The sequence below is a fragment of the Spongiactinospora sp. 9N601 genome (assembly GCF_044326295.1).
In the GTDB taxonomy this organism is placed as follows: Bacteria; Actinomycetota; Actinomycetes; order Streptosporangiales; family Streptosporangiaceae; genus Spongiactinospora; species Spongiactinospora gelatinilytica.
In genome coordinates this window covers 150271-173163 of the sequence record NZ_JBIRBB010000009.1, presented here as the reverse complement: position 1 = coordinate 173163, position 22893 = coordinate 150271, and the positions used below count along the sequence as shown (strand labels likewise).

Below are 22893 nucleotides of genomic sequence, written 5' to 3'. Positions count from 1 at the left end.
TTATACCGGCAAAAGAAAAAAGCGGGATTTCCCGAATTGCGGAAACAAATCCGCTCCCCCGGGAGTCCTAAGAAGTGGGGAATGCGTAGGGGGCCCGGTTGCACCCAGTGGGTGAAATCGCACGCATCAACACAGGGGGAAAGGAGACGGCATGCCCGTCGACCTGAAAAACGATCAACCCTTGGCCTGGGATTCGGCCACGCTCGACGCGGACACCAAGGCGATGCTCGACAATCTGCAGGCGAACATCCTGCGCGCCCATGTGCGCGAGCACCTGTCCGTGCTGTTCGTGCGGTTCAACAACGCCAGAGAGGGCCGGCGGTATCTCCGCGGGCTGGCCAGGAAGGTGAAGTCGGCGCGTAAGCACCTCGCCGAAGTGCGCGACTTCAACCTTAACGGCAGGCGCGGCACTCCTTACGTGGGGGTCGGCATTAGCAAGGCCGGATACCGGGATCTCGGTCATTCGGAAGTAGAGGTCGGAAAGTTCGACGACGTGGTCTTCCGCGACGGAATGAAGCGGCGGGTGGCCGTGATCAACGACCCGCCCGCCGACCAATGGGAGAGCGCCTACCAGCAGGACATCCACGCCGTGATCCTGATCGGCGACGCCCGGCCCGAACCGGTCGCACGGCTCCGCAGGGAGATCATCGGCGAGCTGCCCAGATCGGCCCGGGTGCTCGGCGAGGAGACCGGCAGGGGCATGCACAACGCCGCCGGTGAGGGCATCGAGCACTTCGGCTACGTGGACGGCCGCAGCCAGCCGCTGTTCGTCAAGGACGAGGTGGACAAGGAGCCGAAGGAGCACTGGAACCCGGCGTTCCCGCTGGAGAACATCCTGGCCCAGGACCCGCTCGCGCCCAACCCGGCCGCCCATCACGGCAGCTACCTGGTGTTCCGCAAGCTGGAGCAGGACGTCCGCGCGTTCCACCAGATCGAACGCGACCTCGCCGACGAACTCGGCCTGGTCGGCGCGGACCGCGACCGGGCGGGCGCGATGCTGTTCGGCCGCTTCCGCGACGGCACGCCGCTGACCGACAAGCCGCTGCCCGCGGGCGGGCCGGTGAGCAACGATTTCAACTTCGACGCCGACCCCGGGAGCAAGTGCCCGGTCAGCAGCCACATCCGCAAGAGCAACCCGCGGTCGTTCGGGCGGGACGTGCTGATGGTCCGGCGCGGGCAGACCTACGGCGTGCGCACCGACGACCCGACCGACGACTCCCCGCCGGAGAACCGGCCGAGTTCGGGGGTCGGGCTGTTGTTCATGTCGTTCAACGCCCGCCTGCTCGACCAGTTCGAGTTCACCCAGGAGAAGTGGGCGAACGCGCCGGAGTTCCCGGCCCCGGGCACCGGCCATGATCCGGTGATCGGTCAGGGGGAGCGGGACATCAAGGTGACGTTCCCCAAGGTCTGGGGGCAGCCGGAGTTGTCGCCCTCGATCCCGCAGGTGGCGCAGACGATCACTATGAAGGGCGGCGAGTACTTCTTCATGCCGTCCCTCGCCTATCTGCGCAGCCTGTAGGCGTCACATCGGGATCTCGTCGAGGGTCCGTCGCAGGCGGCGCAGCGCGGGGCCGAGTTCGTCGCGCGGCGGTGTGCCGAGGGCCAGCCGTAGCGCGTGCGGCCGGTACGCGCCGGTGGCGAAGGCGTCGGCGGTCGAGACGAGGATGCCCGCCCCGGCCAGCGCGTCCGCGACGTGGTCGGGGCGCTGGTGCGGCTGGAGTTCCAGCCACACCAGGTAAGAGGCGGGGTGCGCGGTGACGCGCACCCCGGCCAGTACGTCCCGGGCGATCTCCTGGCGGGCGGCGGCGTCCTCGCGGCGGGCGCGTTCCAGGCGCTCGACCGTGCCGTCCGCCAGCCACCCGGTGACCAGCGCGGTGATCAGCCCCGGCGCGCCCCACGCCGCCGCGCGCAGCGCCCTGGTGACCGCCCCGGCGTACCGGGGCGGCACCACGGCGAAGCCGAACCGCAATCCGGTCGCCACGTTCTTCGACAGCCCGGCCACGTAGCAGGTGCGCTCGGGGGCGAGGGCCTGTACCGGCGGCGGCGAGGCCGCCTCCAGGAACGCGTAGGTGCCGTCCTCGACGATCACGCAGTCGTGCGCGCGGGCCGTGCCGACCAGGCGGGCGCGCTGCTCGTGGTCGAGCACCCAGCCGAGCGGGTTGTGCACGGTCGGAATCGTGTAGATCAGGCGTATCCGCCGGGTACGGCAGAGCCGGTCGAGCGCGTCAAGGTCGGGGCCGGACGCGGTCACCGGTACCGGCGCGAGGTCCAGGCCGTGCGCGGCGGCCAGCAGTTTGATGCCGGGATAGCTGAGCGCGTCCACGGCCACGACGTCGCCCGGGCGGGTCAGGCCGCGCAGCACCGTGTCCAGGGCCTGCTGGGTGCCGCTGGTCAGCAGCACGGTGTCCGGTACGGTGTCGATCCCGCGTCCGAGCAGGTAGGTGGCCACGATCGCCCGGTCGGGGCCGCGCCCGCCCGGCGGGTGCTGGAGCAGCAGCGCCTCGGCGTCGCCCGAGGCGGCCAGCGCGCGCAGCGACCGCCGCAGCAGGTCGCCCTGGCCGGGCGCGAGCGGCTGGTTGAACGAAAGGTCGGCCAGGCGCGGCACCGGCAGCGCGCGGGAGGGGTTCAGGCCGTCGTAGCCGGACAGCACCCGCACGAACGTGCCCCGCCCCGGCTCCCCCACGACCAGCCCGAGCGCGGCCAGCTCGGCGTACACCCGGGTGGCGGTGGCGAGCGCGATCCGCCGGCTGCGGGCCAGGGCACGGTGCGGCGGCAACCGGGTGCCGCCGGGCAGCGCGCCGGACCTGATGGCCGTGGCGAACTCCTCGACGATGGCCTTGTACGACGGCGGGCGCATGCCCCCGACCCTACTTGTATCTAGGACGATGATTGGATCGTCCTGGGTCGGTGCTCCTAGCCTGGACGCGTTCACGTCCCCGGCGAAACGGAGCACCCGGCATGAGCGTCCGGCGCGACCACCAAGGCGACCTGCTCACCCTCACCCTCGACCGGGCGGCCAAGCTCAACGCCCTGGACTATCCGATGATCGACGCGCTGCTCGCCGAACTCGACCACGCCGAGGCCGACGACTCCGTGCGGGCGGTCATCCTGACCGGCGCGGGCGACAGGGCGTTCAGCGCGGGGGCCGACATCCCGTCACTGGCCGCCAGCATCGCGGGCGGCCCGGAACGGGCGCTGCGCGAGATCGTCCGGCGCGGCCACGGGCTGACCCGGCGCGTCGAGGAGTTCCCCAAGCCGGTGATCGTCGCGGTCAACGGCCTGGCCTACGGCGGCGGCTGCGAGATCGTGGAGGCCGCCCCGCTGGCCATCGCCGCCGAGCACGCGCGGTTCGCCAAGCCGGAGATCACACTCGGCTTCCCGCCGCCGTTCGGCGGGTCGCAGCGGCTGCCCCGGCACGTCGGGCGCAAGCGCGCGCTGGAGATGATCCTCACCGGCGACCCGATCCCGGCGGCCAGGGCGGCCGAGATCGGCCTGGTCAACGCCGTCGTACCGGCCGCCGACCTGCTCGGCGCGGCCCGCGCCCTGGCCGCCCGCGTGGTACGGCACGCGCCCACGGCGGTGACGGCCTGCCTGCGCGCGGTCACCCGCGGCCTCAACCTCCCCATCGACGAGGCCCTGGCGGTGGAGGCGGCCTCCTTCGCGGCCACCGTCCCCACCGAGGGAGTCCGGACCGGCCTGGACCGCTTCCTGCACCGGAACGGCTAGCGGCCGGATTGGTGTACCGGATGACGTGCCGGAGTCGCGTAGCGCCCTGAAGAATGGATCGGCTGTTCAGCCGGGCCGATGGTCGCTCGTGTACGCGACAACAGGTCGTTGTCACGTGCATGGACGGGTGAACGCTGCGGACCGTCCTATCGTCGAGCGGCTCTGGCTGATGTTCCGCCACGATATGGCGGAGTTCCAGGGCGGACCGCCCAGCCCCGACGCCACCTATCACAGTGACCGGCTACGTCCGGACCAGCGCCGGGCGGGGATCGGGATGGGAGTCGTGCGGGAGGTGATCTCCCGGCACCCCGGTCCGTGGAAGGTCGCCTTCCAGGACTCCAACGCGGCGGCGGTCGCGTTCTGGCGGCGCGTGGCCGCCGAGATCGCCGGTGACTCGTGGACGGAGGAACGCCGGCCGGTCCCGGACCGGCCCGATATTCCCCCGGATGTGTGGATCTCCTTCACCACCGCCTGACCGGTATCCAGCAGGAGCGTGCCATTGTCGCGGTGAATCCGGGATTTACCGCGACACGGCCTCCGGTCGTCGTTCGGCGACCGCGGTGAGCCGGCTCGCCAGGTCCTTGAGGGCTTGGCGCAGTTCGTCGGGGCTGTGGATGGTGAAGGGCCACTCCAGGGAGGCGAGGAGGTGGGCCATGCCGTCCAGGCGTTCCGCCCGGGCGCGCATCAGGACACCGTTGGGTTGGTCGGTGAGGGTGGCGATGCTGTTCGGTAGCCGTCGCGCGATCTCACCGAGAGGGCCGTCGATGAGGACCTCGACCTGCCAGCGGTAGGGGGCCTGCGCCAGGGCGGCGGCGAGGTGGGTGACCGGGTCGAAGCCGGCCGGGGCGGTGAAGGTGGCGTCGCGGGGGGTGATGGAGGCGATCCGGTCGATGCGGAACGTGCGCAGGCCGTCGCGCAGGTGGTCGTGGCCGATGACGTACCAGCGCCCGCCATGGAAGACGATGCCGTACGGGTCCAGGTCGCGTTCGCTGTGTTCCTGGCGCCAGGACCGGTAGCGCAAGGTGACACTTCGCTGGGAGCGGGAAGCCTGGGCCAGGGCCAGCAGGACGCCGGTTTCCGGGGCCTGAGCGTTCACCGTGCCGGCGGTGAACGACAGGGTGTCGCGCATGGCGGCGAGCGGTTCCCGCAGGGCCTGCGGCAGTACTCGCTCGATCTTGGCCAGGGCGCCGGCGCCGGCCGGCGCGGTGCCGCTCATGCCCAGCCGTTCTCCGGCGAGCAGGCCCAGGACGACCGCGAGGGCCTCGTCGTTCGTGAGCACCAGGGGCGGCATCCGGTAGCCGCGGGCCAGCCGGTAGCCGCCGTAGCGGCCACGGTCGGACTCCACGGGAATGCCGAGTTCCCGCAGGTGCGCCATGTATCGGCGCACGGTGCGGACGTCGGTGCCCAGGCGGTCGGCCAGTTGGGTGCCGGTGAGTCCGGCGTGCGTCTGGAGGAGTTCGAGCAGGGCGAGCACGCGCGTCAGGGGATGAGACATGGATCACTCGCAATAACAGGGCGGAAACTGTCCTGTATTGACCCTACGCTCGCACTACCACCTCGAAAGGGAGAATCGCGTGGCTACTTTCGTACTCGTTCCCGGCGCTTGGCTGGGTGCCTGGGCCTGGGAAGACACCACCCGTGCGCTGCGGGAGCGCGGCCACACCGTGCTGCCGGTGACGCTGACGGGCCTCGGCGAACGCGCCGGCCAGGCGACCGCGGAAACGAACCTGGACACCCACATCGACGACATCGTCTCGGCCGTCGACCGGCATGGCCTGCACGATGTCACGCTGGTGGCGCACAGCTACGCGGCGGCTCCCGTCGCCGGGGCCGCCGGGCGTCTGGGATCGCGGCTGGAGCGTCTGGTCTACCTCGACAGCGCCCCGTTCGCCGAGGGTATGGGCATGCTGGACCTCATGCCGCCGGAGGCGGCGGAGCAGTTGAGCAAGCAGGTCGCCGACCACGGGGAGGGGTGGCGGCTGCCGGTGCCGTCCTTCGAGGTTCTCGGCTCGTTCGGCAGCCTGGAGGGGCTCGGCGAGGAGCAGCGCGACCTCATGCGCGCGAAGGCCGTGCCCCAGCCGTTCGGCACCTACGAGCAGCGGCTCACCGGCCTGACCGAGCCGGGGCCCGGAGTGGACCGCGTACTGATCGCCTGCAACGACTTCCGGGCGCTGCTGGATGCCGGGGTGCCGATGCTGGCGTTCCTGAACCAGCCGCCGTGGCGGCGATTCGACCTGTCCACCGGGCATTGGCCGATGCTGTCCACGCCCGGCGAGCTTGCCGACGTTCTTCACGCGACGGTCTCCTGACGCTGCCGGGGGACGGCACATCCGATGCCGACGCAGGAACTCATCCGCAGAATGCGGGCCCGCCCACGCGCAAGCCCTGGCCAGCGGGGTCCGGGAGACCTCCGCCGAGGCCGTCGTGCGGCGGGGACTCAGGGTGGGAGGAGGGCACCGCCGCTACCTTCGCGCCCACGCGCCCGTCGGGGTGAACGACTTCGTGGTCTGGTCGGGTCTGCCGATCACCCTGGCCCGCAGAGCCTGGAAGATCGTGGGGCGGACCGGCTCGATCACCGAGTACGGCACGCTGAGCGTACCGACCGGACGGAAGGCGGAACCTCCGGGCATTCCGGCCACCCCTGATGTGCGGCTGCTGCCTGCCTACGACAACTATCTCGTCGGCTACCGCACCAGAGCGTCGTCCATTCCCGCCGCTCACCTCGGCCGGGCGGCGGCGTCATCCGCCCCACGGTCCTCGCGGACGGTCTGGCCATCGCCACCTGGACCCGCCGTGACGCCGGACGCCGTGTTGAGGTGGACGCGTTCGAGCCCTTGTCGTCGCAGGTCCAGGCCCTGATCGATAGGGAAGCCTCGGCTGTGACCCGCTTTCTCCAGCCCACCACCTGACCGCCCGGATTCGATCAGGTGCCCTCCAGGCGGGCGGAGTCGTCGTCGTAGTGGTCGGTGAGGCGGGCGGTGAGGGTGTCCACCCAGTGGCCGGGAAGGTGATCGCGGGCGGTGAGCAGGCGGCGCACCCCGTCGAGGTCACGCCGGTCGACGTTCATGACCCGGTTCACCTCGGCGATGGTCAGGCCGTGGTCGGGGGTGTCCAGCAGGTGGAAGGACTGCCCGGCGGCCACCTGCCCCGGGCTGAGCACGCGCAGGTAGAAGCCGGTGCGGGACATCGCTTGCAGGGTGGTGGGCAGTCGTTCGGCGTTCGGCATCTCGGGGTGGCGGGCGGCGAGTTTGTAGCACGGTCGCCGGGGCCGGCTGACCTGGACGATCGTGGTGCCGACGCGGTACGTCGCGCCGATGATCACCTCGGAGTCGACCATCCCCTCCGTGGTGAAGTTCTCCCCGAAGCCCGCCGGGCCGAACCGCCCGCCGAAGGCCGCCTCCACATGCGGGTAGTGCTCGCTGGGGTAGATGCACACGGCCTTGTTCGGCCCGCCGTGGTGGCGCAGGTCGCCCTGTTCGTCGCCGTCGAGCCCGTCCACGCTGAGCTTCACCGGCCCCCGTACGGGGGATTTGACGAAGCCCGACGGCACGGGCCGGCCCTTCCACTGGAGGGAGCCGACCCGGCCGACGTAAATCGCGAGCACCTTCATCACACGCGCACTTTCATGAGCGCCTTCACGACAGCAGCCGGTCCAGCAGCCGGCCGAGGAGCGCGCGCCCGGTCGACTCGACGACGTCGGCCTCCGTGGGGTCGAGCTTCACGCCCTCCGGCAGGTGCGGCGTGACGGCGTCGCGCAGGCCGCCGTCGAGTTCCACGTGGAACTGCAGGCCGTACGCCCGCTCCCCGGCCCGGAACGCCTGGTTGGGGTAGTCCGCGGACTGGGCCAGCCGCACTGTGCCGGGCGGCGCGGTGAACGTGTCGCCGTGCCAGTGGAACACCGGCAGCAGCCGTCCCGCCGGGCCGAACACCGGGTCACGGAACCCGTCCTCGGTCAGCGAGACCGTGCCGAGGCCGATCTCCGGGGCCGGTCCCTGGAAGATCTCCGCGCCCAGCGCGGCGGCCATGAGCTGCGCGCCCAGGCAGACGCCGAGCACCGGCATCCCGCGCTTGACCGCCTCGGCGAGCAGCGCCCGCTCGATCGCGAGATGCGGGTGCTCGGCATCGTCGAGCGCGCCCATCGGGCCGCCCATCACCACGAGGCCGTCGATCTCGTCCACAGAGGGAAGCGCGTCGCCGAGGTACGGCTTGCGCGTTTCGAGTAAGACGCCGCGTTCCGCCGCGACGGTCGCGATGCTTCCCGGCCCCTCGAAGTCGATGTGCTGCACCACTAGCCAGTTCGTCATGCGTGCCCTCCTTGACCCTGCCGTGCCGTGTGGTCCATGATGCCAACTATAAACATAGGAGTCCTAACTATATGAGGAGGATCGGTGACGGTCATCGAGGGGTACACCTATGGCAGCGCCGCGAGTTCCCCGGTCACGCTTGACGACCTGAAGGACCTGCGGGCGAGCGTGCTGTTCGGCCCGGAGGACGAAGCGGCGCTTCGCCTGGCGGGCGCTGTGCTGGAGAGCCAGGTCGAAGACGTCCTGGACGTCTGGTACGGCTTCGTCGGCGCCAACCCGCACCTGCTGGCCTCCTTCTCCACCCCCGAGGGGCAGCCGGTGGACCAGTACCTCGCCCGGGTACGGGCCCGCTTCGGCCAGTGGATCCTGGACACCTGCCGCCGGCCGTACGACCAGAGCTGGCTCGACTACCAGCACGAGATCGGCCTGCGCCACACGACCGCGAAGAAGAACCACACCGACTCGGCCAACGCCCCGTCCTACGTGGCGCTGCGCCACGTCATCGGGCTGATCTACCCGATCACGGCCACCATCCGGCCGTTCCTGGAGCGCAAGGGGCACTCCGCCGAGCAGGTGGAGGCGATGTTCCAGGCGTGGTTCAAGGCCGTGGTGCTCCAGGTCGCGCTGTGGGCCCGCGCCTACGGCGACGGCAAGGAGTGGTGACGGCGGTCCACCCGGCCGCCTGACCACTGCCGATTTCGCGGTGTACGGCCATGCGCCGATGCCGGCGATCATCGGTAGACGACAGACGCCCGCGCTCCGGGGGGAAGCCGAGGGCCGGAGCGCGGTCATGCGTCTGACCGCCGACAATGAGGCATCGATCTTTTTATGCCCCGAAGGCGGACATGTCAGAGCAACACCCGCTACTTCGTTACCTCCTGAATGCCGCCGACGGCCGTTTCCCCGCCCGGCCAGAGTTCCGTAGGACGCTCGGCATCTCATCGGCCGAGGAGTGCCCCCAGCCGCACACCGCCACCCGCTTCCCGCAAGCCCCGGCTTTTCCAGCGGTCCATCTCTATGCTCACTTTTGTCCGGCGGCGATAGGACGCCAAGTGACCTTGCGCGATGTACCGCGAAAACGCCGGTGGCGCGTCGGACTGCTGATCATGGCGGCCTGCTCACCCGTGCCGGTCGGCTGCTCGTTCACACCGGCCGACCGGCTCCCCGAAGCATCGCCCCCGTCCCCGGTGGACGAGCGGGACCTGTACCCAGGCGAGGGGCCGCTGCGGTCGTCGCCGCCGACCGGTTACGCGATACGCCGCGACCAGGGCGCGGTGTTCACCGACGGATGGAACCACTTTCTGAACTTCGGCGACGGGCCGGTGACCGTCCTCGCCGTCAAAGTACGGCTCACCGGCTCCGGCCTCCGGCACACCGGGACACTGATCGCCGGATACGACCGGAGATACGCCCTCCGCCAGGCGCTCGACGGCTTCCCACCCCGCGAGCGCGACCTGGGCCCGCTGAGCCGCGCCGAGGGTTTCGTGATCCCGGCGGAAGGCGGCCGGCCGCGTAAGAAGGGGTGGGAGCTGCTGCTGGGATTTCAGGTCCTCCAGCCCGGCGGACGCGCCACCCGGACCCACATCGAGGTCACCTACCGGTACGACGGCCGGATCATCACCGATCGCTGGGTCAACGCGATCGCGGTGTGCAGCCCCGCCAAGGGGCCGGAATGCCCGCAGGAGTACGCCGGGACCGATGGGGAGTAGCGGGGGGTTCAGCGGGGCGGGCGGCGGGGGGTGTGGCGTTCGCGGCGGATGGTGGGTTTGCGGCCCTTGATGGTGGTGTGGCGGAGGGCCTGGATCACGTCTTCGGCCGCGTTCTCGGGGACCTCTACCAGGGAGAAGCGGTCGGAGATCTCGATGGCGCCGATGTCGCGACCGCTCAGGCGGGACTCGCCGGTGATCGCGCCGACCAGGTCTTGCGGGCGGACGCCCGCGTTGCGGCCGAGGCCGAGGAACAGGCGGACCATGCCGCGGCTCGGGGCGAAGTCGCGCCACTTCTGGCCGCCGCCCGGCTCGCGGTGGGTGCGCTTGTCCTGGGTGGGGCGCTGGGCAGGCTCGGGGATCTCCTCCTCGTCGAGGGAGCCGCCGCCGGACTCGTGGGTGAGCTTCACCGCGGCGAGGGCCACGTCCATCAGCTCGAACTCGTCGGTCAGCGACTCGATCACGACCCGGTAGGTCTCCAGGTCGTCCTGGAGCAGGGTCTCCTCCAGCGCGGCCCGGGTCAGCTCCAGACGGCGGGCGTGCAGGTCGGCGACCGTGGGCATCTTCTCGACGGTGATCCGCTGCCCGGTCGCCCGCTCGATGGCCTTGAGCATGCGGTGCTCGCGCGGCTCGGCCAAGGTGAGCGCGACGCCCTCGCGCCCGGCCCGGCCGACGCGGCCGATGCGGTGGACGTACGACTCGGGCGCGGAGGGCACGTTGTAGTTGACGACGTGGGTGAGCTGTTCGACGTCGAGGCCGCGGGCGGCCACGTCGGTGGCGACCAGCAGGTCGGCCGTGCCGTTGCGCAGCCGGGCCATCACCCGGTCGCGCTGCTCCTGGCTCATCCCGCCGTGCAGCGCCTCGGCGCGGTAGCCGCGCCCGTTCAGCGTCTCGGTGAGCTGGTCGACCTCCTCGCGGGTGCGGCAGAAGACCAGGGCGGCCGTGGGGGCCTCGACGTCGAGCAGGCGGCCGAGCGCCGCGGGCTTGTACGCGCGGGCGACGACGTAGGCGCTCTGGCGTACCAGCGGGGCGGTGCCGGGCTCGGTGGGCTCGCGCCGGATCTCGATGCGGATCGGATCGCGCAGGTGGCGGCGGGCGATGCCGTTGATGCGGGGCGGGACCGTCGCCGAGAAGAGCACCGTCTGGCGGTCTTCGGGGGTCGCCTGGAGGATCTCCTCGATGTCGTCGGCGAAGCCCATGTCGAGCATCTCGTCGGCCTCGTCCAGCACGACCGTGCGCACGCCGCCGAGCCGGAGGGTGCCCCTGGCGATGTGGTCGAGCGCCCGCCCGGGGGTCGCGATCACGACGTCCACGCCGCGCTTGAGCGCCTGCAACTGGCGGCCGATCGGGGCCCCGCCGTAGATCGGGAGGGTGCGTGTGCCGAGGTCGCGGCCGTAGCGGTGGAACGCCTCCGACACCTGAACGGCCAGCTCGCGGGTGGGCACGAGGACCAGCGCCACCGGGTCGCCTTCGCCGTCGCGCGGCGGGATGCGCTGGAGCACCGGCAGCGCGAACGCGGCGGTCTTGCCGGTGCCGGTGGCCGCCTGCCCGAGCAGGTCGCGCCCGTCCAGCAACGGCGGGATCGCCTCGCACTGGATCGGGGTGGGCTCCTCGTAGCCCAGCGTGGACAGGGCGTTGAGCAGCTCAGGCCGCAGGGTCAGATCGGCGAAGCTGGCTGTGTCCTCGGACGTTCTCACGGTCATCGTCCGCGCCTCCTCCAAGATCAGTAATGGACAAGGCCGGTTCACTGTATCGGATGATTACGATAGGCCACTCCACGGCCACCCATTATCGGCCAGTGCGCCGGCGAGATGTTCGGCGAGGGCCACGACGGGCAGATTGGTGGTCGCCCGCGGGATGACCGGCATGATCGAGGCGTCGATGACCCACAGGTTGTCGCTGCCGTGTACGCGCCCGGCCGGGTCCACCACCGCGCCCGCCGACGGGTCGGGGCCGAGGGCGCAGGTGCCCACCGGGTGCCAGTAGTGCGCGGCGGACGCGCGCAGCAGCTCCGTGCTCGGCCGCGGGTCGGCGGTGAACTCGTCCAGCGGCGCGCCGAGCAGCGGCCCCAGTGCCGCCGAGGCCGCCATGTCGCGGCACAGCTCGACGCCGGCCCGCAGCGCCGCGAGGTCGGCGTCGTCGGTCAGGTAGCCGTGGTCGATGGCGGGCCTGGCCAGCGGGTCGGGCGAGGTGAGCCGGAGCGCGCCGCGCGAGCGCGGGGTGAGGCAGGCGGCGGGCAGCACGCACATCCAACCGTCGTCCGTGCGGCCGGTCCAGGGCAGCAGGTGCAGGTCGTACGGCTCGCGACCGGCGGCCGAGCGGGCCTTGCCGATCACCTGCTCGTCCGGCAGGGGCCGCAGCCGCGCGTGGCCGGTGAGCCGGCGGGCGAGTTCGTCGCCCGCCGCGAAGCGGAGTTCGGCCATGGGGTGGTCGTGCAGGTTGCGGCCGACGCCGGGCAGGTCGAGGGCGGGCCGTACGCCGAGCGCGCGCAGCTCGTCGGCCGGGCCGACGCCGCTGCGCAGCAGCACCTCCGGGCTGCCGTACGCGCCGCCGCACAGCACGAACCGATCGGCCTCGACCACCAGCCGCTCCCCGCCGCGCAGCAGGTGCAACCGGCGCGCCGCCGAACCGCCGAACTCCAGCCGGTCGGCCACCGCCCGGTCGATGACCCGCAGCCGGTTCTCCCCGCGCACCGGATCGAGGTAGGCGAACCCGGTGTTCCAGCGCACGCCGCCGGGGTTGTTCACCGGTGAGGGGCCGCAGCCGGCGCCGCCGTACAGGTCGTCGAGGTCGTCGGTGCGCGGGAGGCCGCACTCGACCATCGCGGCCATCGCCGCGGCCTGGAACGGCGTGAGCTGGTCGTCGTCGTCGCGCCGGACGCGCAGCCGGGCCGCGCTCTCCTTGAACGCCCCGGCCAGCGTCTCCCCGGTCCACGACAGCCCCCACGCCAGGTAGTCGGAGGCGAGCCCGGCGGTCTGCGAGCAGCCGTTGTGCGCGGAGCAGCCGCCGATCACCTGGGCCCGCTCGAACGCCAGCTCGGCACCGGGAGCCGCGCCGGGGCCGCGGTAGCCCCAGTCGTGCGTCTCCGGCAGCGTCGTGCTGTCCAGCAGTTCGCGCGGCCAGTGCCCGGCGGCCAGCGGCCCGTAGTCCGGCCCGGCCTCGACGACCACCACGGACAGGGACGTGTTCTCGATCAGCCGCCCGGCGACGACCGCCCCGGCCGTGCCGCCGCCGATGACCGCGACATCCGCGCGCACGAGCTGGTCTGGGACGTTCCTGGCGCTTACCATGGAGGGAGTTTAATCGATCGAACGATAAAATCAATGGAAGAGCAGGTGCCGAACGTGGACGTCGCCATCTTCATCTACGACGGATTCACCGCCTTGGACGTGACAGGGCCGTTCGAGGTGCTGAGCCGCCTGCCGGACCCCAAGGTGCGGTTCGTGTCCGCGACGCCGGGGATGGTCGCCGCCGACCAGCCGGGCTTCGGGCTCGTCGCCGAGCCGCTGGACAGCATGCCGCGGCCGGACCTGCTGGTGGTCTCCGGCGGCAGCACCACCACGCGCTACCTGGCCGATGAGACGATCCTGTCCTGGCTGCGCCAGGTGCACGAGACCACCGTCTGGACGACCTCGGTCTGCACCGGCTCGATGCTGCTCGGCGCGGCCGGCCTGCTCCAGGGCCGCCGCGCCACGACCTTCTGGTACGAGCTGGAGAGCATGCGCTGCTTCGGGGCCGAGCCGGTGTCGGAGCGGGTGGTCGAGGACGGCAAGATCATCACGGCGGCCGGGGTCTCCTCCGGCATCGACATGGCCCTGACGGTCTGCGACCGGCTCCAGGGCGCCTGGTACGCCCAGGCGGTGCAGCTCGGCATCGAGTACGACCCGCAGCCGCCGCACGACTCCGGCTCGGTGGAGAAGGCCCCCGCCGATGTCACCCGGTTCATGCGGGACGCCCTGTCCCGCTCCTACGGCCCGTCCTGGGCCCAGCAGACCGCTCAGACCCCCTCATAGGCCAGGTGACAGGCGACCCGCCGCCCGCCCCGCCGCACCTCCGGCGGGGCGGTCGTGCGGCAGCGCTCCTCCGCCGCCGGGCAGCGCGGATGGAAGCGGCAGCCGGGCGGCAGGTGCAGCGGGCTCGGCGGCTCGCCCAGCGGCGCGTCTCCCGGCCGCTGCCGCTCCCGCGAGGGGACCGCGTCGAGCAGTACGCGCGTGTACGGGTGGCCGGGGCTCGCGAAGATCTCCGCGACCGGCCCCTCCTCCACGATGGATCCCAGGTACATCACCGCGACCCGATCGCACAGCCCGCGTACCGTGGCCAGGTCGTGCGAGATGAACAGCACCGTCAGGCCGAGCCGTTCGCGCAGCTCGCGCAGCAGGTTGAGCACCGCCCCCGCCACGGACGCGTCCAGCGCGGCCACCGCCTCGTCGGCGACCAGCACGTCCGGCTCCACGGCGAGCGCCCGCGCGATGGCGACCCGCTGCCGCTGCCCTCCGGACAGTTCGCGCGGCCGTACCCGCAGGTGCTCCTCGCCCAATCCGACCATGCCGAGCAGTTCGCGGACCCGGGGGCCGACCTGATCGGCGGGGACCGCGCGGTGCGCGCGCAGCGGCTCGGCCAGCGTCTGGAACACCGTGCGACGCGGATCGAGGGACGACCCCGGGTCCTGGTAGATCATCTGGACCCGGCGGCGCATGCCCGGTGGCCGCCGCCTCGGCGTGGGCAGGCCGTCCAGCAGGACCCGGCCGGACGCCGGGCGGGCGTGGCCGACGATCGCCCGGCCGAGCGTCGACTTGCCGCACCCGCTCTCCCCCACCAGCCCGAGGATCTCGCCCCTGGCGAGCGTCAGGTCGGCCCGGTCCACCGCCAGGACGTCGCGCGAGCGCAGCAGCCCGGTCCGCACGGCGTAGGTCACGGTCAGGTTCTCCACGCGTATCGGCTCGCTCATGTGCGCTCCTTGTGATGAGTCGAGTGGACGCACGACGAGCGGTGCCGCAGGTCGAGCGCGTGGACGCCGGGCACCGGGCCACGGCAGGCCGCGTCCCCGTGGCCGCAGCGCGGCAGGAACCGGCAGGCGGGGGTGTAGGCCGCGGGGTCGGGCGGCGCGCCCGGAATCGGGCGGAACGGGCCGACCGGCCCGTCCAGGCTGGGCACCGCGCCGATCAAGGCCCGGGTGTAGGGGTGCTGCGGCCGGTCCAGTACGTCGGCGGCCGGACCGGCCTCGACGATCTGCCCGGCGTACATCACCGCCACCACGTCGGCCACCTGGCGGATCACCGCCACGTCGTGGCTGACGAGCACCACGCCGAGCCCTCGTTCGGCGCGGGCGGTGTCCAGCAGCCGCAGGATCTCGGCCTGCAACGTCACGTCCAGCGCCGTGGTCGGCTCGTCGCAGAGCAGTACGCGCGGGTCGGTGGCCAGGGCCAGCGCGATCGACACCCGCTGCCGGGTGCCGCCGCTGAGTTCGTGCGGGTAGGCCCGCAGTCGCAGGTCCGGGTCCGGCACCCCGACGGCCGCGAGCAGTTCCGCCGCCTGCCGCCGGGCGGCGGCCCGCGTGCCGCCGCGCCGCCGCCGCACGACGTCGGCGAGGAAGGTCCCGACGCGCATGGTGGGGTCCAGGGAGGCGTGGGAGTCCTGGAAGACCATCGCGAGCCCGCTGCGGCCCACGCGGATGTCGCCGCCGGTACGCGTGGCGCCGGGCGGCAGCAGTCCCATCGTGGCGCGCAGGGTGAGCGACTTGCCGCAGCCCGACTCGCCGACGATGCCCAGGCACTGCCCGGCCCCGACCGCGAAGGAGACCCCGTCGAGCACGGTCAGCTCGGTACCGCGCCGGCGTACGGTCACGCGCAGTTCGTCCACGGCGAGCAGCGTCATCCCGCCTCCCCGTCCTCGTTGAACCGATCGGCGAGCGCCGCGACGCTCGACCCGATCACGATGATCATCAGTCCCGGGAACGCCGCCAGCCACCAGTGGCTGCGCAGCAGGACCTGGGCCTCGGCCACCATCGCGCCGAGTTCCGGGGTGCCGGCCTCGACGCCCAGCCCGAAGAACGACAGGACCGCGATGCCCTGGAGCGCCAGCCCCATGTCCGTGGTCAGGTAGACCAGCGACTGCCGCAGCGAGTTCGGCAGTACGTGCCTGACCAGGACCGTGGTGTGCGACAGGCCCAGCAGGTAGGAGGCCGAGACGTAGTCGCGCTCGCGTACCCGGCGCACCTCGGTGCGGATCAGCCGGGCGTACACGATCCAGCCCAGCGTGCCGAACGCGACCAGCAGGGACGGCGTCCCCGGCCCGAGCACGAACACGAACGCGATCAGCAGGACGTACACGGGCAGCGCCTGGAAGATGTCGGCCACCCAACGCACCGCCGCGTCCAGCAGCCCGCCGTAGTATCCGGCCAGCGCGCCGATCACCGTGCCGGCCAGCATCGGCAGGCCCGCCGCGAACACCATCAGCAGCAGGTCGGTGCGCAGCGCGTACAGCATCCGGGACAGCACGTCGCGGCCGAGCGCGTCCGTGCCGAGCGGGTGGTCGGCGCTCGGCGGCCGGAGCTGGTCGAGCGTCTGCCGCGCCGGGTCGTCCGGGCTCAGCACGGGGGCGAAGATCGCCGCGAGGATCACCAGGGCCAGCAGCGTCACCGCGACCCAGCGCACCCGGCCGCCGCCGCGGCGCGCCCGGAAGCGGGCGCGAAAGAAGGTCACCGCCGTCATCGCCAGGTCGTCCTCGGGTCGAGCAGCGCGACCGACAGGTCGGCGAGCAGATTGATCAGGATGATGCCGCAGCCGAAGATCAGCGTGAGCGCCTGGACCACTGGGAAGTCCCGCTGACCTGCGGCGCTGACCAGTTCGGCGCCCAGGCCGGGCAGGCCGAAGGTCTGCTCCACGACGACCGCGCCGAACAGCAGCGCCGCGGCCTGGACGGACAGCAGCGTGACGGCCGGCGGCATCGCGTTGCGCAGCAGGTGCCGCCGCACCAGCGGCCATCCGGTGATCCCCAGCGAACGCGCGGTCGTCACATGGTCGGCCGCGAGCACCTGGCGCAGGCTGCCCGCCGCGCTGCGGGCCAGCAGCGGCATCGCGGCCAGCCCGATGGTGAGCGACGGCAGGACCATCGAGCGCAGCCGTTCGCCGAAGGTCTCGCCGAAGCCGCCGACCGGCAGCCAGCCGGTGCGCAGCGCCAGCACCGAGGCCAGCATCAGGCCGATCCAGAACGGCGGGCAGTTGACCAGGATGGTCAGCGAGCGCGCGCAGATCCTGGCCGCCACCGATCGCGGGCGCAGCGCCATCAGCAGCGCGGCGGGCGCGGCCAGCGCGGTGCTGACGATGAGCCCGCCCGCCATCAGCCACAGCGTGGCGCCCGCGCGGTCGCCGACGATGGCCGAGATCGGGATTCCGGTCCGGTTGGACCGGCCGAGGTCGCCTTCGGCGAGGTTCGTCAGGTAGGCCCAGAACTGGAGGAAGATCGGCTGGTCGAGGCCCAGGTCCCGGCGGACCTGCGCCACCTGCTCAACGGTCGCCCGCGGCCCGGCCATCACCCGGGCCGGGTCCCCCGGCATCAACTGCTGGAGCAGGACGACGATGAGCAGCAGCGCGGTCAGCACCGGCAGTACCTGGACCAGCCTGGCGGCCACGAAGCGCAGCCGTCCGGCCGACATGCTCAGCCCGCCTGGAGCAGGTCGGCGGGGTAGGACAGGAAGGGCGTGACCTTGAGCCCCTTGACCTTCGGCGACACGGCGAACAGCCGGTCGGGGAAGGCGGTGGGGATGTAGGGCAGGTTGTCGTGGATCCAGGTCTCGGCGACCCGTACCGCGGCCCCGCGCTCCTCGTCGGTACGCGCCACCTCCAGCCGGTCGAAGGCGTCCTCGATGGTCTTCATGGGCAGGCCGGAGTAGAGCCCGCCGGTGGCGACGATCAGGCCGAAGATGTCGCCCACGGTCGGGGACACGCTGCCGACCTCGCCCAGCGACAGGTGGTAGGCCCCCTTGGCCTGCCGGTCCACGAGCACCTGGACTTCCAGCTTCTGGAGATCGACGTCGATGCCGATCGCGCGGAGCTGCGCCGCCGCGGTCTCGCCGGCCCGGGTGGAGAACGGGGTGGTCGCGTCGACCACCAGCTCCACCTTCGTCCCCGGGCGGTAGGAGGACTTGGCCAGCTCGGCCTTGGCCTTGTCGATCCCGGTCTCGTAGGTGCAGCCGCACCCGACCGACCCCTGCACCCGGGGCGGCAGGCCGCCGGTCGCGGGCGCGGCCAGCCCGCCGAACACCGCCTGGGCGTACCGGGCGCGGTCGATGGCCAGGCTCACCGCGCGCCGGAAGTGGATGTCGTCGCCCGGGGCCTTGGTGGCGTTGACGAAGATGCCGTGGATGGTGGCCGAGGGATGGACCAGCACCCGTTCCTCTTCGGGTATCTGGGCGGCCAGGTCGAGCGGGACGGCCTCGATGGCGTCGGCCTGGCGGCTTTGGTAGCGCAGGAGCTGCTGGTTGGGGTCGGCCACCACGTCGTAGACGAGGCGGTCCAGGTACGGCCGGGCGGGGTCGTGGTAGCGGGGGTTGCGTTCCAGTACCAGGCGCTGTCCCGGCTGGTAGGAGGACACCACGAACGGCCCGGCCCCGACGGGCTTGGTGAAGAAGTCCGCGCGGCTCTTGCCGCCGAAGTCCTTCGGCACCACGATCGAGGACCCGTTGCCGAGCCAGGCGAGCGTGAACGTGCTCGCCTTCTTCATCTTGATGACGAGGGTCCGGTCGTCGGGGGTGGCGGTGCCGGTGATGGCCCCGTAGAGGGTGCCCATGGACAGCCCCTTGCGCCACAGGCCGACCGAGAACGCCGCGTCCTTGGAGGTCAGCGGCGTCCCGTCACTGAAGGTCAGCCCTTTGCGCAGGGTGAAGGTGATGGTCTTGGCCTTGGCGTCGAGCGTCCACTTCTCGGCCAGGCCGGGCTGGATCGAGGCCCCGTCGGGCGAGGGGCGGACCAGCCCCTCCATCACCTGGGGCAGGGTCTGGAAAGTGGCGAGTTGGATGGCCTTGTCGGGGTCCCAGCCGTCGATGTCGGCGGCACGCAGGATGGTGAGGCTCCCGCCGCGCCCCGAAGGGTCGCCGGCGGGAGGTTCGGCGGTTCCGCACCCGCCGGCAGCCAGGGTCATCGCGAGCAGGAGGCACGCCGTGATCTTGATCCTCATATTGGCCCACCTGTAAATTGAACGTTCTATAAAATCTAGCGGCGTGCCTCTCCAGTCCCCCGACGAGGGCACCTCGGCTCAGCGCAGGCTGGCCATCACATGCTTGACGTGCGTGTAGTCCTCAAGCGAGTACGAGGACAGGTCCTTGCCGTACCCCGACCGCTTGTAGCCGCCGTGCGGCATCTCCGACGCGAGCGGGACGTGATCGTTGATCCAGACGCCGCCGAACCGCAGCTCCTTCGACACCCGCAGGGCGCGGCCGACGTCGCGGGTCCACACCGACGAGGCCAGGCCGTACGGCGTGCCGTTGGCCATCGCCACCGCCTCCTCCTCGGTGGAGAAGCGCTGGACCGTGATGACCGGGCCGAAGATCTCCCGCTGGATCAGCTCGTCGTCCTGCCGCAGGCCCGCGATGACCGTGGGCTCGTAGAAGTAGCCGGGTCCGTCGGGCGCGCGGCCACCGGTGACGATCTCGGCGTGCGCGGGACGGCGGTCCACGAACCCGGACACCCGTTCGCGCTGGACGGCGCTGTTGAGCGGGCCGAGCGTGGTCTCCGGGGAGCGGGTGTCGCCCATCACGAACTTGCCCGCCTGAGCCGCCAGGCCGGACACGACCTCGTCGTACAGGGCGTCGGCGACCAGTACCCGGGTGGCCGCCGTGCAGTCCTGGCCCGCGTTGTAGTAACCGGCCCCCGCGACGATCTCCAGCATCGACTCCAGGTCGGCGTCGTCGAAGACCACCACCGGGGCCTTGCCGCCCAGCTCCAGGTGGACGCGCTTGAGCGTCCGGGCCGCGTGCTCGGCGATCCAGATGCCCGTCTCCACCGACCCGGTCAGCGAGATCAGCTCGACGTCGGGGTGCTCGACCAGCGCGGCCCCCGGGTCGTTGCCGCCCGCCACGACGTTGAGCACGCCGGGCGGCAGCACGGCCGCGGCCAGCTCGGCGAGCCGGACCGTGGTGGACGGCGTGGTCGGGGCGGGCTTGAGCACGGTCGTGCAGCCGGCGGCCAGCGCCGGGGCGAGCTTCCACACCGCCGTGGTCATCGGGTAGTTCCAGGGCGTGATCTGGCCGACCACGCCGACCGGCTCACGGCGGATCATGGAGGTGTAGCCCTCGACGTACTCGCCCGCCGCCTTGCCCTCCAGGTTGCGCGCCGCGCCGGCGAAGAAGCGCAGGTTGTCGGACATGGTGCCGATTTCCTCGCTCCGCGCGACGTGCAGCGGCTTGCCGGTCTCCGCGGACTCCAGCTCGGCCAGTTCGTCGCCGTGCTCCTCGACGATGTCCGCCAGGCGGAGCAGGGCGAGCGCGCGTTCGCCCGGGGTGGTACCGGACCAGCGGGGGAAGGCCGCCTTGGCGGCGGCCACCGCCCGATCGACGTCGGCGGCCCCCGAACCCGGGCTGTGGGCGATGATCTCGCCCGTCGCCGGGTTGTCCACGGGTATGGTCTGCCCCTCGATCGGATCGATGGACTCGCCGTCGATGAAATTCCGCAGGACGCGGATGTCCGACATTGCTCTTCTCTCTTTCAGGTCTCGACCGGCTCTTTCAGGACGCGGCCAGCCGGCGCAGTCGCACCTTGTCGACCTTGCCGACCGCCAGCTTGGGCAGCTCGGTCTCCAGCCGGAACACCTTGGGGACCTTGTAGTTGGCCAGCCGCGTGCGGGCGTGCTCACGCAGCTCGGCCTCGGTCACCGGGGCGCGGGCGACCACGAACGCGTGGCCGACCTCGCCCCAGCGCTCGTCCGGCACGCCGACCACGGCGCTGAGCGCCACGGCCGGATGCTCTTCGAGCGCGATCTCGATCTCGCGCGGGTAGACGTTGTAACCGCCGGACTTGAACATCTCCTTCAACCGGCCCACCAGGCGGATGTGGCCGCCCTGCTCCTCCGTCGCCAGGTCGCCGGTGTGCAGCCAGCCGTCCTCGTCGATCGCGGCCTTGGTCGCGGCCGGGTCGCGGAAGTAGCCGCGGGTGATGAAGTCGCCCCGGATGAGGAGTTCGCCGGCCTCGCCCGGCGCGGACGGCAGGCCGTCGGCCCGGCGCAGCGTCACCTCGTAGTGCGGGTCCACCCGGCCCACGCTCCAGGACATCGTCTCCAGCGAGTCGTCCGGATCGGTGTAGGTCACCGAGCCGGTCGATTCGGTGAGGCTGTAGCTGGTCGCCAGCTTGGCTCCGGTCTCCGCCAGGATCTTCAGCAGGCTCAGCGGCGCGGCGGCCCCGCCCCAGATGATGTACGAAAGCGAGCTGAGGTCCCGCTCCCGCCACTCCGGCGTGGCGACCATCGCCAGCAACTGGGTGGGGATGCAGTAGAGGTGGGTCAGGCGTTCCCGCTCCACCGTGCGCAGCGTGCCCGCCGCGTCGAAGCGCGGCAGGTAGACGATCGTGCCCCCGGCGACCAGGACCGACGTGCTGATGTCGCCGAGGCCGCCGATGTGGTTGAGCGGCAGGTCGCACAGCTTGCGCGGGGCCTCGCCGTACCAGCGCCCGGCCTGTACCACGCCGCAGTACGCCAGGCCGTGGTGCGGGACGAGCGCGCCCTTGGGCCGCCCGGTGGTGCCCGAGGTGTAGATCATCGCCGCCGGGTCCGCCGGTTCGACCTCGCGGCGGGCCGCGGCCAGATCCTCCCCGGGCACGCCGGCCCCCGCGTCCACGAAGGACTTGTAGGAGACCGAGAGGCCGGGGATCTCGCGGCTCTGGGTGACGACCGGCATCGGCCGGGCGGCGGCGAGCGCCGCCAGGCGGGACTCGCCCTGGTCGATCATCGAGAACAGCACCGCGGGCTCGCTGTCGGCGATCACATGGGTCAGCTCCGCGGTGGTGTACTTCGGGTTCAGCCCCACCCAGATGCCGCCGATGCTCGCGGTGGCCAGGAAGACCACGAAGCACTCGGGCTGCGGATCGCCGATCAGCGCGACCCGGTCGCCGCGCCGTACGCCGGCGGCCAGCAGCGCCGCCGCGCAGCGGTCCACATCGTCGCGCAGCCGCGCGTACGTCCAGCGCCCGCCTTCACCGGCAAGGGCCTCCCGGCCGGGATGACGCTGCGCCCAGTGATCGACATAGTCGGTGACGCGCGGCAACCGGGGAACGCTCATATCAGGACAGCCTCCTCACGGGGCGACAGCAGCCGCTTGGCGTTGTCGTGCAGCAGCGCGTCCAGCGTCTCGGCGCGCAGGCCGAGACCGTGCCACTCCGCGAGGGCCCGCCCGTGCGGGAAGACCGGCCAGTCGGTGGCGAACAGGATCTGGTCGCGCAGCAGCCGGTCCATGAAGTGCCGCATCATCTCCCAGCCCGACCCCGGCACGCCCAGGTACTTGGGTGCGAGGCCGCCGAAGTCGATGAGCACGTTGGGGTGGCGGCGGGCCACGGCGACGATCTCCGGCACCCACGGCCAGGCCCCGTGGCAGGCGATCAGGGTCGCCTCGGGGAAGTCGCAGGCCACCTGGTCCAGCCGGACGGGACGTTCGGCCTCGATGGGGTGGCGGCGCGAGTAGTTGACACCGGTGTGGACGGCCACCGCCAGGCCGAGCTCGGTGGCCTTGGCGTAGACCGGGTAGAGCGGGCGGTCGTCGATGGCGTGGCCGAAGAAGGACGGCTGCACGTTGATCCCTTTCAGGCCCAGCGCGGCGACGCGCTCGACCTGGCGTACCGCGCGCATCACCGACAAGGGCTCAAGCGACACGGTACCGAACCCGGAGAACCGGTCAGGGCGCAGCCGTACCTGCTCGGCGACCTCCTCGTTGAGGGCGTCGGCGTAGTCGCCGTGCTCGAACTCGGCGTGCAGCACGGCGTGCCCGATGCCGGCCAGGTCCATCTCGGCCAGCAGTTCGTCCATGCTCTTGTGCCAGCCGTCGCCGATGTCGAGCACGGCTTCGTACTGCGTGTAGACCTCGCCGCCCGCGGCGATCGGGGGCCGGACGGAGCTGGGCACCCGCACGCGGAAATCGATGATCGTCGAAGGTGCCGAATCCATGGAATGTTCCTCCG

The 22893-nt window shown here is 71.8% G+C and carries 21 protein-coding genes and 1 pseudogene; 8 read left to right on the top strand and 14 right to left on the bottom strand.

Annotated features, from left to right (window positions below; genetic code table 11):
* Window positions 1–151 precede the first annotated feature (151 nt).
* Entirely contained in the window at window positions 152–1519 is a 1368-nt protein-coding gene (locus ACH34R_RS23040; RefSeq protein WP_397563561.1) for a Dyp-type peroxidase, read from the top strand.
* Window positions 1520–1522: 3 nt separating this feature from the next.
* Here ACH34R_RS23040 and ACH34R_RS23035 read toward each other — a convergent pair whose 3' ends face one another.
* A complete protein-coding gene (locus ACH34R_RS23035; protein ID WP_397563560.1) occupies window positions 1523–2857 on the bottom strand; it encodes a PLP-dependent aminotransferase family protein in 1335 nt (444 codons plus the stop codon).
* A 101-nt stretch (window positions 2858–2958) separates the two neighbouring features.
* Between ACH34R_RS23035 and ACH34R_RS23030 the strand changes: the two genes are divergently transcribed.
* Both ACH34R_RS23030 and ACH34R_RS23025 read left to right on the top strand, forming a co-directional pair.
* Window positions 2959–3726, top strand: coding sequence for an enoyl-CoA hydratase-related protein (locus tag ACH34R_RS23030; RefSeq protein WP_397563559.1), 768 nt, complete (start codon window positions 2959–2961; stop codon window positions 3724–3726).
* A gap of 127 nt (window positions 3727–3853) precedes the next feature.
* Window positions 3854–4201: a GNAT family N-acetyltransferase gene (locus tag ACH34R_RS23025; protein ID WP_397563558.1), complete on the top strand. Its 348-nt coding sequence runs from the start codon at window positions 3854–3856 to the stop codon at window positions 4199–4201.
* Window positions 4202–4246: 45 nt separating this feature from the next.
* Here ACH34R_RS23025 and ACH34R_RS23020 read toward each other — a convergent pair whose 3' ends face one another.
* Window positions 4247–5221, bottom strand: coding sequence for a helix-turn-helix transcriptional regulator (locus ACH34R_RS23020; RefSeq protein ID WP_397563557.1), 975 nt, complete (start codon window positions 5219–5221; stop codon window positions 4247–4249).
* 79 nt (window positions 5222–5300) lie between these two features.
* Between ACH34R_RS23020 and ACH34R_RS23015 the strand changes: the two genes are divergently transcribed.
* Together ACH34R_RS23015 and ACH34R_RS23010 are read left to right on the top strand one after the other, a co-directional pair.
* A complete protein-coding gene (locus ACH34R_RS23015) occupies window positions 5301–6035 on the top strand; it encodes an alpha/beta fold hydrolase (RefSeq protein ID WP_397563556.1) in 735 nt (244 codons plus the stop codon).
* A 115-nt stretch (window positions 6036–6150) separates the two neighbouring features.
* A pseudogene (locus tag ACH34R_RS23010) lies at window positions 6151–6635 on the top strand (DNA glycosylase AlkZ-like family protein).
* A gap of 14 nt (window positions 6636–6649) precedes the next feature.
* On the opposite strand, the gene ACH34R_RS23005 reads toward ACH34R_RS23010, so the two are convergent.
* Both ACH34R_RS23005 and ACH34R_RS23000 read right to left on the bottom strand, forming a co-directional pair.
* Entirely contained in the window at window positions 6650–7336 is a 687-nt protein-coding gene (locus tag ACH34R_RS23005) for an MOSC domain-containing protein (RefSeq protein WP_397563554.1), read from the bottom strand.
* Between the two features lie 25 nt (window positions 7337–7361).
* Window positions 7362–8030, bottom strand: a complete 669-nt coding sequence (locus tag ACH34R_RS23000) for a type 1 glutamine amidotransferase (RefSeq protein WP_397563553.1) — start codon at window positions 8028–8030, stop codon at window positions 7362–7364.
* 84 nt (window positions 8031–8114) lie between these two features.
* Between ACH34R_RS23000 and ACH34R_RS22995 the strand changes: the two genes are divergently transcribed.
* Window positions 8115–8693: a protoglobin domain-containing protein gene (locus ACH34R_RS22995; protein WP_397563551.1), complete on the top strand. Its 579-nt coding sequence runs from the start codon at window positions 8115–8117 to the stop codon at window positions 8691–8693.
* 389 nt (window positions 8694–9082) lie between these two features.
* Complete coding sequence (locus tag ACH34R_RS22990) at window positions 9083–9739, top strand: hypothetical protein (RefSeq protein WP_397563550.1); 657 nt, start codon at window positions 9083–9085, stop codon at window positions 9737–9739.
* 8 nt (window positions 9740–9747) lie between these two features.
* Here ACH34R_RS22990 and ACH34R_RS22985 read toward each other — a convergent pair whose 3' ends face one another.
* Together ACH34R_RS22985 and ACH34R_RS22980 are read right to left on the bottom strand one after the other, a co-directional pair.
* Window positions 9748–11439 carry a DEAD/DEAH box helicase gene (locus ACH34R_RS22985; protein ID WP_397563548.1) on the bottom strand — a complete coding sequence of 564 codons (1692 nt, stop codon included), beginning with the start codon at window positions 11437–11439 and terminating at the stop codon, window positions 9748–9750.
* A gap of 57 nt (window positions 11440–11496) precedes the next feature.
* The gene (locus tag ACH34R_RS22980) at window positions 11497–13026 is read right to left on the bottom strand and encodes a GMC family oxidoreductase (RefSeq protein WP_397563547.1); all 1530 of its coding nucleotides are present in this window, start codon (window positions 13024–13026) and stop codon (window positions 11497–11499) included.
* Window positions 13027–13059: 33 nt separating this feature from the next.
* On the opposite strand from ACH34R_RS22980, the gene ACH34R_RS22975 reads away from it, so the two are divergent.
* Window positions 13060–13749 (top strand): DJ-1/PfpI family protein, encoded by a 690-nt coding sequence (locus ACH34R_RS22975; protein WP_397563546.1) that lies wholly within the window; start codon window positions 13060–13062, stop codon window positions 13747–13749.
* Here ACH34R_RS22975 and ACH34R_RS22970 read toward each other — a convergent pair.
* The 8 genes from ACH34R_RS22970 to ACH34R_RS22935 form a co-directional block, all read right to left on the bottom strand.
* Window positions 13734–14684, bottom strand: coding sequence for an oligopeptide/dipeptide ABC transporter ATP-binding protein (locus tag ACH34R_RS22970; RefSeq protein WP_397563545.1), 951 nt, complete (start codon window positions 14682–14684; stop codon window positions 13734–13736). The two genes, ACH34R_RS22975 and ACH34R_RS22970, sit on opposite strands and share 16 nt — an antisense overlap.
* The gene (locus tag ACH34R_RS22965; protein WP_397563543.1) at window positions 14681–15610 is read right to left on the bottom strand and encodes an ABC transporter ATP-binding protein; all 930 of its coding nucleotides are present in this window, start codon (window positions 15608–15610) and stop codon (window positions 14681–14683) included. The genes ACH34R_RS22970 and ACH34R_RS22965 overlap by 4 nt, the downstream gene beginning before the upstream one ends.
* Entirely contained in the window at window positions 15607–16446 is an 840-nt protein-coding gene (locus ACH34R_RS22960) for an ABC transporter permease (protein WP_397563542.1), read from the bottom strand. Before ACH34R_RS22960 ends, ACH34R_RS22965 begins: the two co-directional genes overlap by 4 nt.
* Entirely contained in the window at window positions 16443–17390 is a 948-nt protein-coding gene (locus tag ACH34R_RS22955) for an ABC transporter permease (protein WP_111169582.1), read from the bottom strand. The genes ACH34R_RS22960 and ACH34R_RS22955 overlap by 4 nt, the downstream gene beginning before the upstream one ends.
* Before the next feature lie 2 nt (window positions 17391–17392).
* Complete coding sequence (locus tag ACH34R_RS22950; protein ID WP_397563541.1) at window positions 17393–18910, bottom strand: ABC transporter substrate-binding protein; 1518 nt, start codon at window positions 18908–18910, stop codon at window positions 17393–17395.
* A 78-nt stretch (window positions 18911–18988) separates the two neighbouring features.
* Window positions 18989–20422, bottom strand: a complete 1434-nt coding sequence (locus ACH34R_RS22945) for a gamma-aminobutyraldehyde dehydrogenase (protein ID WP_397563540.1) — start codon at window positions 20420–20422, stop codon at window positions 18989–18991.
* Between the two features lie 34 nt (window positions 20423–20456).
* Window positions 20457–22001, bottom strand: a complete 1545-nt coding sequence (locus ACH34R_RS22940) for a class I adenylate-forming enzyme family protein (protein WP_397563539.1) — start codon at window positions 21999–22001, stop codon at window positions 20457–20459.
* The gene (locus ACH34R_RS22935) at window positions 21998–22879 is read right to left on the bottom strand and encodes an amidohydrolase family protein (RefSeq protein ID WP_397563537.1); all 882 of its coding nucleotides are present in this window, start codon (window positions 22877–22879) and stop codon (window positions 21998–22000) included. Before ACH34R_RS22935 ends, ACH34R_RS22940 begins: the two co-directional genes overlap by 4 nt.
* Between the last annotated feature and the right edge of the window lie 14 nt (window positions 22880–22893).